Raw genomic sequence first — 17,065 nt, forward strand, 5'->3', positions numbered from 1 at the left:
AAAGCGTTACGCAATGAGCTTGAAAGGTGTCTAGAAAATCCGGGGCGATTCAACATATAAAAAAATCTACTTAAAACAATAGTTTATTTAAATATTTTAAATCCCCCCGGCTCCACCAATTGAACGAAAAAAGACGCCTGAGAGCGTCTTTTTTTGTGCCTGGAATCCAGGAAATACGAGGACTTCAGCCTTCTTAGGTTTTTGGCATCCACCGAGTCCTGACCATTCGAGTATTCCAGCCCCTCCGGGGCTAATCGCAGGAATACCAAAACCGTGCCTGAGACCTCCCCTAGCTGTCACGAGCAAATACACGAAAGAGCGTGTCGAAGCGCGCGAACTGCTCGCGCAAGGCCTCAGACCCAAGGGCAGCGCAATGTGCTAATGAAGCCATGCGGCCCGAGGAAGCAGCCACCACACGGTAGACCGATAGCTGATAACGCTGGATCGACGACACGCAGTTATACACGCACGCCGCTTCGTCTGGCATTATGCCCTTATAGTGCCACCACTCTCGAAATGGTTGGTGACGAACTCAAGGGATGGAACATGGCCGAGAACAGCAACTTCGCCTTTTTCAAAGAACACGATCCGGTTTTTTTCCAACTTGCCAATGCGGCCGAGCGAGTATTTTCCAGTGATCCCAACACAACGCTGATCAAACTGCGCCAACTGGGCGAAGCGCTCGCCCAGGATCTGGCGGTAAGAGCAGGCATTGAGTTCGACGCCACCACGTCCCAAGCTGATTTGCTATTCCGCCTGAGCCGTGAAATCCAGCTCGACGGCAACATCCGTAACCTACTCCATACGCTGCGTATCGAAGGCAATAAGGCTACCCACGAATTCCGCACCCAGCATCGTGAGGCACTGGACGGGCTGAGGGTCGCACGCGCTTTGGCGATCTGGTATCACCAGTCATTTGGCACGGGCGGCAACACCTTCAAGCCTGGGCCATTCATGGTTCCGCCCGATCCGAGTGAGCCTCTACGTGAGCTGCAGGGGCAGATCGAAAAACTTCGTGCAGAGCTGGGCGACAGTCGCCAGCAATTGGAGAACAACCACCAATTAGCCGAGCTACTGGCGCAAGAAAAGCATGAGCAAGCCAGTCTTGTTGGGCAGATGAACGAGGAAGCTCGCGTCTACGAGCAGATTGCCCTTGAACGCGAGGCAGAACTATCGAAGGCCCGAGTCGATTTCGAGGCGCGGCTGAAAGTGCTGCAACAACAGCTTGAAGATCAGCCGCAAGCTGCCCAGCAGGTCACGCGTAAAACTCAGCAGGCAAGCAGCCAGTTCGACCTCAATGAAGACCTCACCCGTATTCTCATCGATCAACAGTTGAACGATGCCGGCTGGGAAGCCGATTCGCTCGATCTTACTTACAGCAAGGGCGCTCGGCCCGAAAAGGGCAAGAACAAGGCCATCGCCGAATGGCCAACCAGCAAGCCGAAAGAAAACGCTGATTACGTGCTATTCGCCGGCCTAATCCCAGTCGCCATCGTCGAAGCAAAGCGCAAGCGTGTCAACATAGCGGACCGCATTCCCCAAGCTGAGCGCTATTCACGTCAACTGATCGTTACCGACAATCTACAACCGGCCAGCCATAACACGGACTGGGCCGATGGCCAGGGCAGCCACTTCAAAGTCCCGTTTGCCTTTGCCTGCAATGGCCGGCCCTTCATTAAGCAGCTCGCTGAGCTGTCTGGCATCTGGTTTCGTGACTTGCGCAGCCCGGCCAACCTGCGCCGACCGCTGCAGGACTTCCACACGCCGGGCGGCCTACTCGACCTGCTCAAACGCAGCCGTGAGGACGCCGAGACGAAGCTACAGCAGGAAGGCTTCGCCTATCTCAAACTGCGTGACTATCAGGAAAACGCCATCCGCGCCGTTGAGCAGGCCCTAGCCGCCAATCGCCGCAACTGTCTGCTGGCCATGGCGACCGGGACCGGCAAAACGCGCACTATCATTGGCTTGATGTACCGCCTACTGAAGGCCGAGCGCTTTCGCCGTATTCTTTTTCTGGTCGATCGAAGCGCCTTGGGGGAACAGGCCATCGAAGCCTTCAACGAGGCGACGCTGGAACAAAACCATACGCTGGCGCAGATCTACGACGTCAAAGAACTAGGCGACATGGCTGCCGAAGCTGAAACACGGGTTCAGGTCGCCACTGTGCAGGCCATGGTCAAGCGCATCTTCCAGTCGGACACTCCTCCGCCCATCGATGCCTTCGACTGCATCATCGTCGACGAAGCCCACCGCGGTTACACCCTCGACCAGGAAATGACTGAAGGCGAGCTGGCAGTACGCGACTTCAACCAGTACCTGTCGCAGTATCGTCGCGTACTCGACTACTTCGATGCTTGCCGCATCGGGCTCACTGCTACGCCAGCCAAGCACACCAGCGAAGTCTTCGGGGCTCCGATATACACCTACAGCTACCGTGAAGCCGTAGCAGACGACTGGCTGATCGATCACGAACCGCCAATCCGTTATCAGACTCTGCTGAGCCAGAATGGCATCCACTTTGCCAAAGGCGAGAGCGTCAGCGTCATCGATACGAGTACTGGCGAAGTGGATGTCGCCGAGCTTGAGGACGAACTCGACTTCGAAATCGAGTCCTTCAATCGCCGCGTGATTACGCCCGGCTTCGACAAGGTCATCTGCGAGCAACTGGCACAAGAGCTCGACCCGTCGGGCGACGAAAAAACGATGATCTTCTGCGTAAACCAGGCCCATGCCGAGCGAGTCAAAAACCTCCTTGATGAAGCCTTCAAGGACGTTCACGGCGATGATTACAACCAGGCGGCTGTACAGATCATCACCGGGCAAAGTGACAAGGTCAAACAACTGATCCGCCAGTACAAGAACGAGCGCTACCCGAGCATTGCCATCACGGTCGACCTGTTGACCACCGGTATCGACGTACCGCGCATTTGCCACTTGGTGTTTATGCGCCGGGTGCGTTCGCGAATCCTGTACGAACAGATGAAGGGCCGCGCGACTCGCCGCTGCGATGAAATCGGCAAGACGGTATTCAAGATCTACGACCCTGTTGATCTGTACGCTGCCCTCGAACCAGTAGATACAATGAAGCCGCTAGTGAAAGACCCAAGCATTAGCCTCGAACAGCTGGTCAGCGAGCTAAACAACCCAGCCAGCCTCGATGCTCCTGGTAACCAGCCAGACACTAGTCATGCCCACGACGTCCTGGACCAGCTCAGCCAGCGGATCATGCGTATTCTGCGCAAGGCCAGCCATAAGGCCGAGCAAAATCCAACCCTAAAGGCCAGGCTCGCCGAGCTGGAAGACACCTGGGGAGTAGCCCCGGACAAACTGCATCAGCACCTGCACCAGCTCGGCCCACAACAAGCTGCCCGGTTCATCCAACAGCATGCCCAACTGCTCGATCAGCTCGCCACGGTCAATGCCCTGCTGGGATCGCTGAACTACCCAGTGATCTCCACTCACAAGGACGAACTGATGACCCGTGAGCAGAACTACGGCGATTACCCAAAGCCCGCGGACTATCTGGAAAGCTTCAACGACTTCATCAAAAATCAGTTGAACCAGTCGGTGGCCCTCGGTGTAGTGGTCAACCGCCCGCAAGACCTGACTCGTGAACAACTGCGCGAAGTACGCCTGCTGCTCGACGGGCATGGCTACAGTGAGGTGAACCTGCAAAGCGCCTGGCGCAACCAGACCAACCAGGAAATCGCTGCCAGCATCGTCGGTTTCATCCGCCGCGCCGCCCTCGGAGAGGCCCTGCTGCCATTCGAGCAGCGCGTAACCAAGGCGATGGAGACGATTTATACCCTGCAGCCTTGGACTCAAATTCAGCGTAAGTGGCTGGACCGCCTGGCCAAGCAGCTGGTGCACGAGGTCGTTATTGACAAGAAGCAGATTGGTGAAGCGTTCAAGAGCGATGGCGGCAGCACGCGGCTGGACAAAATGCTCGGCGGCAACCTGGGCGTAGTGCTGGATGCCCTGAATGACAACCTTTGGGCACAAACGGGATGAAATCGATCTACGCCGGATTGGCCAGCGCGCTCGTTCATAAGGGATAATGCCCCAGCTATACGACTTATCGGCCGCGATACCTAGAGACGCCTCATGACCCCTGCTGAGCTTCATCAGATCCTTGCCCGTGGTGAAGACAGTCGCCATCAGTTCAAGCGCGATTTCAGCAATATCGATGCCTTGGCAGCCGAGTTGGTGGCGTTCGCCAATACATGCGGTGGATATCTGCTGATTGGCGTAGACGACTCCGGCACGGTTAGCGGGCTGAGCAGCACCGACGTTGCGCGGCTCAATCAGTTGCTCTCCAATGCGGCCTCGCAGAATGTCCGCCCAGCCATTAACCCACTGTCCAGCAACCTTCAGACCGAGCACGGGCTTGTCATGGTGGTGACAGTCGAACAAGGGCTGAATAAACCCTATGTCGACAACCAGGGTCGCATCTGGGTAAAGAACGGCGCCGACAAGCGTCGGGTCACGGCCCGTGAAGAATTGCAGCGTTTGTTCCAGCAGGCAGGGCTGGTGTGCGCCGATACGGTACCGGTCGCAGGCAGCAGCGTGGCGGATATCGACGCCAAAGCACTTGGCGAGTACTTTCAAAGACGCTTTCGGCAGAGCCCAGAACAGATAGGTTTGGCAACCACCCGCATCCTGGAAAATCTTGGCCTCGCCAGTGGCGACACACCCAATTTGGCTGGTTTGCTGCTCTTCGGCCTGACGCCACAACGTCTATGCCCAGCGTTCGACATCAAGGCCGTGGCGTTTCCGGGTACGGTTCTGCATGACCGCCACTATCTAGACAGCGAAGATATCGACGGCAATCTGCAGGAACAGTACCGACGCAGCCTTGCCTTCATAAAGCGCAACCTACACCACGTGCAGCGCCAGCAGGGCTTCAATACCCTAGGCCAGCTGGAAGTGCCGGAGGAAGTGTTTGAAGAACTGCTGGTCAATGCCCTGATCCACCGCGACTACTTTGTCAGCGCCTCCATCCGGATCATGATCTTCGCCGATCGCATCGAACTGATCAGTCCCGGGCACCTGCCTGACGTGCTCGATACCGAAAAAATTCGATTCGGTCTGTCCAACCGCCGCAACCCGACGCTCACCTCCCATGCTGTGCACATCCTCCCCTATCGCGGTTTGGGCACCGGCATCCCGCGCGCTATCGATGCTTGGCCAATGATCCGGCTGGAGGACGACCGGCAGAGTAATCAGTTCAAGGTAGTGATTCAGCGCGCCGTTGAAAAAGGGCCTCTTTCGGGCCCAAGTGGGGACCAAGTAGGGACTGAGTCGGGACCAAGTAGCGACCAAGTAGGGACTGAGTCCGCTGCCGAGGGAGAACAAGCCGAAACTCGCCTGTCTTTGCAGCAAGAGCAGGTAACGCTGCTGTGCAAAATGACAGGTGATCACACTGCGTCAGAGCTAATGACCTTCGTCGGGCGCAGCAACCGCAGCAAGTTCCGCGAGCGAGTTTTGGCCCCACTACTGGTGCTTGGCGTGGTCGAGATGACCATTCCAGACAAGCCCAACAGCAGCAAGCAACGCTATCGCCTGACGGCGGCCGGCCGGGCGCTAAAGGCCGAACAACGCTCCTCGGACGACTGAGCCCAGATAACCATTTTTTTGCGCCAGCGCAATCTGGTGCTTCATACACTTCACCACAGGTACCCCATGACCAACTCCGATATCGTCCAGAAGCTCTGGAACCTCTGCGACGTCCTGCGCGACGATGGCATCAACTACAGCGACTACGTCACCGAGCTCGTGCTTCTGCTGTTCATCAAGATGGAATTCGAACAGGTGCAGAACAACGACAGCTTCGGCCACAAGCTGCCCGAAGGCGCGCGCTGGCCAGACCTGGCTGGCAAGTCCGGCGTTAACCTGCTCGATCACTACCGGCAGATGCTGCTGGACCTTGGCAAAAACCCGGACCCGCTGATCGCCGCCATCTACGCCGACGCTCAGACTCGTCTCAAGGAACCGCGCCATCTCGAGCAACTGATCAAGAGCCTCGACGGTATCGACTGGTTCAGCGCCCGCCAAGACGGCCTCGGCGATCTTTATGAAGGCCTGCTGGAAAAGAACGCCAGCGAGACCAAGTCCGGCGCCGGCCAGTACTTCACCCCGCGCCCGCTGATCGACAGTATCATCCGCTGCATTAAGCCGCAGCCGGGAGAGACTATTCAGGACCCGGCCGCCGGTACTGCGGGCTTTTTGATTGCTGCTGACGCCTATATCAAAAGTCAAACCGACGATTACTACGACCTCGACGCCAAAGCCCAGGCATTCCAGCGCAATCGCGCCTTTGTTGGCGTAGAACTGGTGCCCGGCACTCGCCGCCTGGCGCTAATGAACACCTTGCTGCATGGCATGGAAGGCGACGAGGAAGGTGTGGTGCACTTGGGCAACGCCCTCGGCCAGGCCGGCGCCAGCCTGCCCAAAGTGGACGTGATTCTCTCCAATCCGCCGTTCGGCACTGCCAAGGGTGGCGGTGGCCCGACTCGTGATGACCTCACCTACCGTACCAGTAACAAGCAGTTGGCCTTTCTCCAACACATCTACCGTGGCCTCAAGCCGGGCGGCCGCGCCGCCGTGGTGCTGCCGGACAACGTGCTGTTCGAGGCCGGCGTCGGCACCGAGGTACGTCGCGACCTGATGGATAAGTGCAACCTGCACACCATCCTGCGTTTACCAACCGGCATCTTCTATGCTCAGGGCGTGAAGACCAACGTGCTGTTCTTCCGTAAGGGCAGTGCCGACAATCCCCGCCAGGAAGAAGGCTGCACCAAACGCGTCTGGATCTATGACCTGCGCAGTAACATGCCCAGCTTCGGCAAACGCACCCCCTTCGGCCCCGCCCACCTCAAGCCGTTCGAAGATGCCTATGGTGAAGACCCGAACGGCGCAAGCCCGCGCGCTGAGAACGTCGAGGGCATTGGCGACGCCAGCCGCTTCCGCTGCTTTACCCGCGATTACATCCGCAATGAACGTGGTGACTCGCTGGACCTCAGCTGGCTAAAGGACGATAGCAGCCTGGATGCCACCGACCTGCCCGCTCCGGAAGTTCTGGCAGGTGAGGCCATGGCAGAACTGACCGAGGCGCTGCGTGAGTTGGAAGAGCTGATGAAGGCGCTAGGGGCGGGGGATGAGGTGGGGGCGCAGAAGCGGCTACTAGCAGAAATCATGGGTTTTTCTAGCGAGGAAGACGCATGACTAGTACTGATATTCCCGCAAACTGGTTAATCCTTGGATTCGACGAAGTATTTAGTCAGATCTCGATTTCCGGAAAAAAAGTAAAGTCAGCTGACGTTCTGACTGAGGGAAAGTTCCCCGTCGTAGATCAAGGACGAAACTTCATTTCCGGCTATTTGGATGATGCCAACCTTGTGGTATCTGAAAATAAGCCACTGATAATTTTTGGCGATCACACTCGCGAAGTTAAATGGATAGACTTTCCATTTATTCCAGGTGCAGATGGCGTGCAGGTTCTAAAGCCGCACCCTGAAATGGATACACGCTTCTTGTATTTCTTTCTGCGCAACCTTCCGATTGAAAGCAGAGGGTACGCAAGGCATTTCAAAATCGTGAAAGATGCAGCGTATCTGGTTCCACCGTTCGCCGAACAAACTCGCATCGCCGCCAAGCTCGACGAACTAATAGCTCAGGTCGATAACTTGAAAGCCCGCATCGATGGCATCCCTGCACTGCTCAAGCGCTTCCGCCAGTCTGTCCTCGCCGCCGCCCTTTCCGGCCGGTTGACGGAGGAATGGCGATCAAAAAATCTTGTACCGCGCGAGACGGGAATTCAGCTGATGGCGGAAACAGCCGACCGCAAGAGGGATTGGTCTGAGGACAATAAATCGCATAACGAAGTAGCTCGTGTGAAGAAACGTCTGTCTGAATTCGCGGAAAAAGAAATGGATCAGAATGATCTTCCTGCTTCTTGGTGCTGGGCAGAACTCGAAGATGTATCGCTGCTAATAGCTGACTGCCATAACAAAACCGCTCCATATGAGAAAGATGGTATTCCACTCATAAGAACAAGCAATATTCGCGACGGTAGTTTTCTATGGACAGACCTTCGTTATGTAAATGAAGACACCTATAGGTTTTGGTCTCGCCGCTGCGTTCCAGAGCCTGGAGATATTGTGTTTACCAGGGAGGCCCCTATGGGCGAGGCAGCAATAATCCCAGAAGGTAAAATAATCTGCCTAGGGCAGCGGACCATGCTTATTAGATGCATTGAAGAGTGCACCTCAGCAGAGTTCGTTCTTCTAGCCCTGCGCGACCCGAAGTTCAAGGTGCGTTCTGAGAAGCTTGCCGTCGGCACGGGAGTTAAGCATTACAGGGTCGGCGACGTAAGTGACTTATTGATCCCGGTTCCAACAAAGGCGGAGCAAACCGAAATTGTCCGCCGCGTCAAGAAACTATTCACCTTCGCCGACCAACTCGAAGCCCGTGCCAAAGCCGCGCAGACGCGCATCGACCGCTTAACCCAAACCATCCTAGCCAAGGCCTTCCGAGGCGAACTGGTGCTCCACGACCCGAATGACGAACCGGCCAGCGTGCTGCTGGATCGCATCAAGGCACAACGCGCCGCCGCGCCCAAGGCAAAGCGCGGTCGCCGAGCTGCTACGTTAGGCTAACCCTTTATCAGGAATAGAAAGAGCCATGTCCGTCCCGACCTACGACCAGTTCATCGAGCCCATCCTGCGTTTTCTAGCCGCCCACCCTGAGGGTGCCATTGCGGGCGAGGCCCACGAAGCGGCCGCCGTCACGCTTGTCCTAAGCGAGGCACAGCGGCAGGAAACCATCGCCAGCGGCCAGGCTACTTACAAGAACCGTTCCGGTTGGGCGCATGACCGGCTCAAGCGTGCCGGCTATTCCAGCAGCGCAAAGCGTGGCTACTGGCAGCTGACCGACACCGGCCGCGCATTCGCCCAAGCCAACCCGGCCCCGTTGAGCCCAGAGCAGGTCGAGCATCTAGCTGTGAACTTCATGAGCGTAAAGCTGAAGGCGGCGCCGGACGCCGCCTCGCTGGATGAAAGCAACGACACGTCAATGCCAATTGTCCAGACCGACCTCGCCACTAGCAGCCCGCAGGAACGCTTGAACCAAGCCATCCTCGAGCTGCGTACCAGCGTTGCGGGCGACCTGCTGGACAGCCTGCTGCAAGCGAGCCCGACGCGCTTCGAGCACATCGTACTCGATGTGCTGCACAGCCTTGGCTACGGCGCGAACCGTCAGGCGCTGCAGCAAGTCGGGGGTAGTGGCGACGGCGGCATTGACGGCGTGATCTCGCTGGACGCATTGGGGCTGGAAAAAGTCTACGTGCAGGCCAAGCGCTGGCAGAGCACTGTAGGCCGCCCCGATTTGCAGGCATTCTATGGCGCCCTGGCAGGGCAGAAAGCCAAACGTGGTGTATTCATCACTACCTCTGGCTTCACTGCCCAAGCGGTCGAGTTCGCGCTATCGGTTGAAGGGCTTGTACTGGTCGACGGTAAACGCTTGGTCAATCTGATGTTGGATCATGAGGTCGGAGTCAGCTCGCAGCTTTACAAGGTACCTAGGCTCGACAGCGATTACTTTGACGAGTCGCTCGGCTGAGTTCAAAAAGCACCATTCCATTTAAAGCCAGATCAACCAGCATTCCATCTGGTATTCCAAGCCATATATCTGATTGATTATTAGCCAGCAAAAACAGATGGGTACGGTATATTTTCAGCGCCTTCCGGCCCTACACTTCATCATCTAAAGACACCCCCAGACGTCTTTTTCCATCCCTAAAACCCAGTCCCCACAAGATTTTCACAGCTACGATAAACTTTGAAACCGTCCCGCATCCCAGCCGCTTCGTTATCCCAAGCGCCCCCCCCAACCTGCCCCCCCCCGCCCCGCAACATGTTTCACCGCCTATACAAAACAAAAATAATCGGCTGGATGCTTTGCAATTATTCCGTAGCTGGAATTGATAACGTCGCCCTCAACCCCCCTTCTGCCCGGTTTGCCAGTTCGATACGTCCATTCAAACGCGTGGCGATGGTGTTGACGATGGTTAGCCCTAACCCGGCTCCCTGCGCCGTGCCACGGCTGTAGAAACGCTCAAACAATCGCTCTCTAGATGACTCATCAATTCCCGGCCCCTGGTCGTCGACGGTCAAATGACAGAAGCCATCCGCCTGGCTCAGTTGCACAGTGATTGCGCCGTGTTCGGGAGAGAAATTGGCTGCGTTGGTGATCAGGTTGTTCAGCGCGATGTCGATGGCGGCGGGGTTGGCGAATACGTGAAAGGGCTGGTCGCTGACGTCGAATATCAGTTCAAGGTTTTTGCTCAATAACCACGGTGACAGTTGCACGAGGCTGTTGCGCACGGTTTCGCTGAGGTCGATGCGCTGCAGCGGTGACGGATTGGATTTGGGTTCCAGTCGCGCCATGGTCAGTAACTGGTTGACCAGTCGGCTGGTGCGGTCAACGCCTGAGATAAGGAATTCCAGCGATTCTCGACGCTCCTGTTCTGTGCCTGCCTCCAGCAGGTTTTGCGCGTGTACTCGCAGCACGGCGAGTGGTGTACGCATTTCGTGGGCTGCGTCGGCGATGAAGCGTCGTTCGCGGCCAAGCACTTCTTGAATCTGCGCGAGCATGCGGTTGAGCGCCGCTTGCATGGGCTCAAGTTCGCTGGGCAACGGTGCCAGTTGCAATGGCTCCAGTGAACCGCTGTGGCGGGCACGCAGGGTCTCGGCCATGTTTGCCAAGGGCTTTAAGCCCCAGCCTATAGCGAGCCAGACCATCGCCGCGAGCAGTAAACTGCCGACGATGTTCGGCCAGAGCGTATGACGCACGATGCGGTCGACCAGATCCGCGCGCACATCATCGCGCTCGCCAACCCAGATGCGCATGCCGTTTTGTGGGTCTTCAAGGAGGAAGGCGCGCCAATGTCGATGGTTCAAATCCACCACATCACTGAAACCCGGTTGCGTCGGCGGTGAACTGAAGGCGGGTGCGCTGGCGGTGTGCACCAACACCTCCCCGCCGGGGCTCCACACCTGAAAAGCAATTTTTCGTTCGTATGGATGACCATCGCCGCGCGGCACCGCTTCGCCCAGTGCGGTATTGAAGGCCCGGTACAGTTCGGCGTGCTGCTTGCTCGCCATTGGCATGCGCATCACGCCTTGCAATAAGCGCGCGTTCTGCGCCAGTTGAGCATCGTAAACCTCGGCGATTTCATGATTGCTATCGTGCAGGTTAAAGACGCTCAGCACCGCCAGACCGGCCAGCAGCAAACCAATGATCAGCGTTAATGTACGGCGGCGGATCGAAGTCATCAGCGCTCCTCCACCAGATAGCCCACACCTCGAATGGTACGGATCAGCTCAGTAGAGAACTTTTTGCGCAGGTGATGGATGTGCACTTCCAGGGTGTTACTTTCCGCTTCTTCATTCCAGCCATAGAGCAGTTGAATCAGTTGGTCTCGAGTCATCACCCGGCCCGGAGGTGAGAGCAGTTCATGCAGCAACTGATACTCCTTGGGCGTCAGTGCTACGAGATGGCCCTGGTAGCTGACCTGCTGGGTGCCGGGGTTGAGGATGATGCCGGCATGTTCGATCAGCGCTTGCGCGCGTCCGGCACTGCGCCGCAATAACGCTCGCAATCGCGCCTTGAGTTCGGCCAGGTCGAACGGTTTGATCAGGTAGTCGTCGGCACCGGCATCCAGGCCCGCGATGCGATCTTCGGTTGCATCGCGGGCGGTGAGAATCAACACCGGCAGGTTCGAGCCGCTGTCGCGCAGGCGCCGCAGTACTTCGAGACCGTCCATGCGTGGCAAACCGAGATCCAGCACAGCGACATCGAACGTTTCGCTGAGCAGGGCATGCAGCGCGCTGCTGCCGTCCTTGAGCCAATCGACGGTGTAGCCTTCGCGCCCCAGCGCTTGATGAATGCCTTCACCTAGCGCCACATCATCCTCAATCAGTAATAAACGCACGCGGACTCCTGTCAGTCGAGTTTCTTGTTGACGTCCACCAGCACAGTGGCGATCTCTTTGCGACGTCCCGCATCTGCCGTTTCACGGCCGGGACGCGGCGCCGCTTGCAGGGCTTTTTGCAGCGCTGCCTTAGCTTCAGCGTAGTGTTTCTGACGGTAGAGGTGATCGCCCCAGAAGTACAGGCTGTCGATGCCATCGGGGTTGAGTTGCAGCGCCTGCTTGAGCAGTTGTTCAGCTTTGTCGCTGTCGCCGAAACCGATGGGCCAGCCGGGCACACGATCATACAGCGCCGCCAGGCTGGTATAGGCCGAGCCTTGCAGAGCCTTGGGGTCGAGGGTCAGGGACTTCTCCAGGTCGGCCTTGGCTTCCTTGGCTTTGCCCAGCGCTCCGAGCCCTCCTTGGGCTCCGGCCCAACTGCTGGTGACAATGCCTTTCCAGATCCAGGCTTCGGCCACCAATGGGCGCTGCGCAGTGAACGACTGGGTTTCGCTGGACAACTGCTCGAACGCGGCGGCGCGCTGTTTTTCCGCCACTTCATATTGGATATGCGCCCAGCTTTGTTGAATGCTGCTCAGGCGTTGCTGGTCAGCGGCCTCCAGCGCCCAGACGCTTTGGCTGAGGGTGGCGATCAACAGGCACGCGAAGATTTTTTTCATGGCTTGAGGGTCTCGTTGTCAGTTTTTTCGCTAAAGCGCCGGATCAGGGGCAACTGCTTTCGCAAACCTCGATCGACCAGATGCGGCAGTAGATGGTTGAGGCGCACAAAGAAGCGTTCGGGCCAGCCCAGATACAGATCACGGCGGTCACCGGCAATTGCGTGCATCACCGCCGCGGCCACGGTTTGCGGATCATCGACGTTGGCCTTGAGCGCATCGTTGAGGGCTTGCGCCGCCGCGCTGTTCATCGACGTGCGGGTGGCCCGCGGTGCGACGTAGAGCACGCTGACCCGGGTGTCGGCCAGCTCTCGGCGCAACGCTTCGGAAAACCCGCGCAGGGCAAACTTGGTCGCGCAATAGCTGGCATAACCGGCATAGCCGATCGAGCCATAGGTCGAGCCGACGTTGACTACCATGGCGCTGTCGGCTTGCTTGAGTAACGGCAGCAGTAGCTTGGTCAGGCAGATCGGCGCGCTGATGTTCACCGCCAGCATCGTATTGATGTCACTGTCGTCGAGCTGTTCGAGCATGGCGAAGTGATTCACCCCGGCGGCGTTGATCAACAGATTGACTCCGCCAACCGCTTCGGCGGCAGCGAGTACTTTGCGTCGGTCGCTGAGAAACGTCAGGTCAGCCGCGACCCAGCACAGGGTGTCGGGGTAGCGTTTGAGCAGCGCAGCCAAGGCTTCCTGATGCCGCGCCACGGCCAATACTCGCGCACCCGCGGCGCACAGGGCTTCAGCGATAGCCATGCCGATACCGCCACTGGCACCGGTCAACACCACGCGCGCGTTACGCAGCTGCATGTTCAGCCTCCGCGCCACGCGGCAGGCCACGAAACATGTCGGTGTACAGTCGGTACACGACTTTTGATGCATGAATCACTGCCGCTTGATCCAGAGGATCGTCCAACTGGTTCATCAGGCGGCGGTAGGTTTGCATGTGTTCGATGTCGAGCGAACCGTGAGAACTCAGGTAACTGAAGGCGGTTTCCGGCAACGACAGATGCTCCCGAATGCTCCCTGCCGCGTGTGTGGCCAGGGCAATGCTGGTGCCTTCGAGCACATTGACCATGCCGAACAGCCCCACCGGGTTGCCTCGGGCGATCAAGTCATAAAGGTAGCTCACCATCAGCTCAATCGGCAGCGAGGGTTGGCCATCATGCACGGCCTTGCGATCACCTCCGCAGGCTGCAATGTCGTTGAGCACCCACTGTTCATGGCCGTATTCGTCTTCGATGTACTCGCACACCGCTTTGCGCAGCCATTCCAGACGTGTCGGTAAACGTGCGCCGCACGCCATCATCAACGGCACGGTGTGGCGCACGTGATAGTAGGCCTGTGCGAGAAAAGCCCGATAGCTGTCGAGGCTGACCTTACCGTGCAGCGCATCGAGGATGATCGGCAGGTTAAACAGCTCGTGGCGTTCATGCTGTGTGGCTTCTTGCAGGGTGTCGAAAAAACTCATGATGCGGATTCCTCCCGGACAACGGATTCGGTCAATTGGGCGTGGTACTGCGCGACGATGGCGTCGCGGCGTGGGCGGCCATTGGCGGTTAGAAAGCCATTGGCTGCGGTGAAGGGGTGCGGCAGGCGCGTCCACTGATGCACCTGGGCGTAATCGGGCAACGCCTCGTTGGCTTCGGCGACGGCAGCGGCTAGTTCGGCATCGGTGCAATCCGGGCGATGCGGCCAGAGCAAGGCGTGATTGCGCGGCATAGACTCGCCGTAAACGAACGCCTGGGCGATGTGGCGGCGCTGGGTCAGCTCGGACTCGACCCATTCCGGGTTGACGTTGCGCCCGTAACTGGTGACGAACTGATGCTTCTTGCGGCCCTTGAGATAAAGAAAACCCTGCGGGTCGAACTCGCCCAGGTCGCCGCTCGGCCACCACTCATCGGCGTACGGTGCTTCCCCTAGATAACCGAGCAGCATCGAGCCCTTGATCAGCACTTCACCGTCCTCTGCCAACCGCACTTCGACATGGGGCAGTGGCCGACCGACGCTGCCGAGGCGGTGCGCACCGGGGCGATTGAGGCACACCACCGAGGCGCATTCAGACAAACCGTAACCTTCAAAAACCGGTAAGCCGACCTGTTGTGCACGGTGCAGCAAGTCTTCGGACACACGTGCACCACCGACCGCCGCAAAGCGCAGGGTTTGCGGGGCAAAGGCTTGCTGTTCGGCGGCGCTGACCAGCATCAATAACAACTGTGGCACCAGAATAAGGCTCTGCGGCGCACGCCCGGCGAGATAACCCAGCAGGTGCGGGACATCGACGCCACTGGCGCCTTGGATGCCGAGGGTTTTCTGGCTCGGCAAACTGAGCATTGCACCGGCATACAGCGCGGCATAACAGCCCAGGTTCTCCAATAGAATGGCCAATGGCAGCAGTGCCAGGTGATGTTGCGGGCTGCTGGTTTCGCTCGCCTGATCCAACTCACGTGCGACCCGTAACAGGCTGTCGGCACTCAGGCAAACACCTTTCGGCGTGCCGGTGGTGCCAGACGTGAAGGTCAGCTTGGCGGTGCCCATCGGTATGCGTCTTTGGCCACTGAAGGCGCGGCACCAGAACTCGCCGCGTTGCTCATAGCCGGCAGCGCGCAGTTCGGGCTCCAGCTCCGGTTCGGCAATCACGCGTTCGGCCTGACTCTGCTCCAGACAATGGGCGCGTTGTGCCGCGCTGAAAAACGGCGGCAGCGTTACGCAGGTCAACCCTTCGAACAATACCGCCAGATCCCAGAGCATTGCGTCGACGCCGTTGTCCAGCGCCAGGGCGACGACTTGCACCTGCTCATCGCGCAGGCGCTCCTGGCGATACAGCACTTCTGCATACAGGGTGGCGTAATCGAGCTTCAGCGTATCGCCCCACAGCGAGGTCGCGTTGTCATTGCGCCGGGCATGTTCGCGCAAGGTTTCCTGAAAGCGTTGCAGTTCAAGCGACATGGCAGGCTCCTTCAATCGGGATCGGCAAACCCAGGCGGCTGAACAGGCCGATATTGCGCAGGTGGACGAACCCGGCGCGGATGTCGCCGACGTGCACCCAGGGTTTGCTCTCGTAATAACTGCCCCAATGTTGACGCTCGTCACCCAGTCGATCCGGATCAGCGGCGCACAATGTCACCGGTTTCAGGCCGAGACGACGGAAGCTGTTAACCAGCCCGATGTTGCCGGTGAACGTCACCCATTCCAGGCCACCCATGGCCAGTAGATAGGTGATGGCGATGATGCTCAGGCGCGCGCTGCCGGTATCGCTGGCCGCCAGGTTGCCAACCTCGACAATGGCATTTCGGTCTACCGCGTGATCAGCCGCCGCGCTGATCAATGGCTCGATCGGTTCGTCCAGATACCGCTCCAGAAACAGCGGCTCAAGGTGCGCGCGACGCACGCCGGCCACTGCGCACAACTGGCCTTCACCGTTATTCATACCGAACAGCTCGGGCATGAAGTGGCGGATGTCGGCGCCGTGGGCCTTGCGGAAACGCTGCTGGATAAAGGCTTCGAACTTCGCTCGCAAAGCGTCGTCCGGCAACGCACCCGTCAGGGTCAACGGCGGCGTTTCAGCTTGGCCGAAATGCAACGGCAGGGGTATGTTCCAGTCAAAATCGGGCATGGGCCGAACGCCTCCCTCAATGGGTTTGAGCGAAGTATCCAAGCCATTTCTTAACGAAGTCTGAAGGTGAAAGAAGGTCAACCTGAGAGTCGATCTTCAGACTCTCTTAAGACAGCACGAGCAGGGTGACGTGGCCGGTTCAAGGCAACCGGATCGACCGTCCATCACAATAATCAAGAGGCGCTTTTTATGACCCGCGACACCGTCGTCACCCGATATGGAAAGCTTTCAATAACCCTGCACTGGCTGATGCTGGCGCTGTTCATCGGCGTTTATGCCTGTGTCGAAATCAAGGGTTATCTGCCCAAAGGCAGCGAAGCGCGGGGTTTGCTCATGGGGTTTCACGGCTTGTTTGGTACAAGCATTTTCGCCCTGGTCTGGGTTCGTCTGCTCGGGCGCCTAAGCCCACGGCCACCGATCACCCCAAAACCACCGGCCTGGCAGACCGCTCTCGCGCATCTGACACACCTTGCGCTCTACGGGCTGATGATCGCCACGCCTATTCTCGCCTGGCTGATGCTCGCCGCTGGCGACAAACCGTTCCCGTACTTCGGCTTTCACGTGCCGGCACCGGTAGCCGTCGACCCGGACTTCGCCAAACAGCTCAAGTACTGGCATGAGCTGATCGGCACTACGGGGTATTGGTTGATTGGTTTGCATGCGGCAGCGGGGCTGTTCCATCACTATTGGATGAAGGACAACACGCTGGAAAGGATGTTGATTGAGCGAAAGTCATGACGAACCGCCGCGAGGTGCCTGATCGTACACGGCTGGCCTATTCAGATTACCCCGGTGCCCCGCCCAG

Annotated in this window: 13 protein-coding genes; 6 read left to right on the forward strand and 7 right to left on the reverse strand. The window is 58.2% G+C overall.

Translation table 11 applies throughout. The annotated features are described in order from the left end of the window. The first annotated feature begins 546 nt into the window (after positions 1–546). From hsdR to E4P01_RS01525, 5 genes are all read left to right on the forward strand, one after another. On the forward strand, positions 547–4,011 hold the full coding sequence (gene hsdR / locus E4P01_RS01505) for a type I restriction-modification system endonuclease (RefSeq protein ID WP_216092198.1): 3,465 nt from the start codon (positions 547–549) through the stop codon (positions 4,009–4,011). Between the two features lie 93 nt (positions 4,012–4,104). Beyond that, positions 4,105–5,616, forward strand: coding sequence for an RNA-binding domain-containing protein (locus E4P01_RS01510; protein ID WP_216092113.1), 1,512 nt, complete (start codon positions 4,105–4,107; stop codon positions 5,614–5,616). 66 nt (positions 5,617–5,682) lie between these two features. Further along, a complete protein-coding gene (locus E4P01_RS01515; protein ID WP_216092114.1) occupies positions 5,683–7,224 on the forward strand; it encodes an N-6 DNA methylase in 1,542 nt (513 codons plus the stop codon). Then, positions 7,221–8,657, forward strand: a complete 1,437-nt coding sequence (locus E4P01_RS01520) for a restriction endonuclease subunit S (RefSeq protein ID WP_216092115.1) — start codon at positions 7,221–7,223, stop codon at positions 8,655–8,657. The genes E4P01_RS01515 and E4P01_RS01520 overlap by 4 nt, the downstream gene beginning before the upstream one ends. A gap of 25 nt (positions 8,658–8,682) precedes the next feature. Then, positions 8,683–9,618, forward strand: a complete 936-nt coding sequence (locus E4P01_RS01525) for a restriction endonuclease (protein WP_216092116.1) — start codon at positions 8,683–8,685, stop codon at positions 9,616–9,618. Positions 9,619–9,962: 344 nt separating this feature from the next. Here E4P01_RS01525 and E4P01_RS01530 read toward each other — a convergent pair whose 3' ends face one another. From E4P01_RS01530 to E4P01_RS01560, 7 genes are read right to left on the reverse strand one after another with little or no spacing between them, the layout of a single operon-like run. Continuing rightward, a complete protein-coding gene (locus tag E4P01_RS01530) occupies positions 9,963–11,333 on the reverse strand; it encodes an ATP-binding protein (RefSeq protein ID WP_216092117.1) in 1,371 nt (456 codons plus the stop codon). Next, positions 11,333–11,992 (reverse strand): response regulator, encoded by a 660-nt coding sequence (locus E4P01_RS01535; protein WP_216092118.1) that lies wholly within the window; start codon positions 11,990–11,992, stop codon positions 11,333–11,335. The genes E4P01_RS01530 and E4P01_RS01535 overlap by 1 nt, the downstream gene beginning before the upstream one ends. Before the next feature lie 11 nt (positions 11,993–12,003). Next, positions 12,004–12,648 carry a tetratricopeptide repeat protein gene (locus tag E4P01_RS01540; protein WP_216092119.1) on the reverse strand — a complete coding sequence of 215 codons (645 nt, stop codon included), beginning with the start codon at positions 12,646–12,648 and terminating at the stop codon, positions 12,004–12,006. Beyond that, entirely contained in the window at positions 12,645–13,454 is an 810-nt protein-coding gene (locus E4P01_RS01545) for an SDR family oxidoreductase (protein ID WP_148854382.1), read from the reverse strand. The genes E4P01_RS01540 and E4P01_RS01545 overlap by 4 nt, the downstream gene beginning before the upstream one ends. Further along, on the reverse strand, positions 13,441–14,115 hold the full coding sequence (locus E4P01_RS01550) for an iron-containing redox enzyme family protein (RefSeq protein ID WP_078822361.1): 675 nt from the start codon (positions 14,113–14,115) through the stop codon (positions 13,441–13,443). Before E4P01_RS01550 ends, E4P01_RS01545 begins: the two co-directional genes overlap by 14 nt. Then, entirely contained in the window at positions 14,112–15,593 is a 1,482-nt protein-coding gene (locus E4P01_RS01555; RefSeq protein WP_216092120.1) for an AMP-binding protein, read from the reverse strand. Before E4P01_RS01555 ends, E4P01_RS01550 begins: the two co-directional genes overlap by 4 nt. Beyond that, positions 15,583–16,260: a thermostable hemolysin gene (locus E4P01_RS01560; protein WP_216092121.1), complete on the reverse strand. Its 678-nt coding sequence runs from the start codon at positions 16,258–16,260 to the stop codon at positions 15,583–15,585. The genes E4P01_RS01555 and E4P01_RS01560 overlap by 11 nt, the downstream gene beginning before the upstream one ends. A gap of 189 nt (positions 16,261–16,449) precedes the next feature. Between E4P01_RS01560 and E4P01_RS01565 the strand changes: the two genes are divergently transcribed. Then, positions 16,450–16,998, forward strand: coding sequence for a cytochrome b (locus E4P01_RS01565; protein WP_078822364.1), 549 nt, complete (start codon positions 16,450–16,452; stop codon positions 16,996–16,998). Positions 16,999–17,065 lie beyond the last annotated feature (67 nt).

This window comes from Pseudomonas sp. NCIMB 10586, assembly GCF_023127895.1.
GTDB classification, from domain to species: domain Bacteria; phylum Pseudomonadota; class Gammaproteobacteria; order Pseudomonadales; family Pseudomonadaceae; genus Aquipseudomonas; species Aquipseudomonas synxantha_A.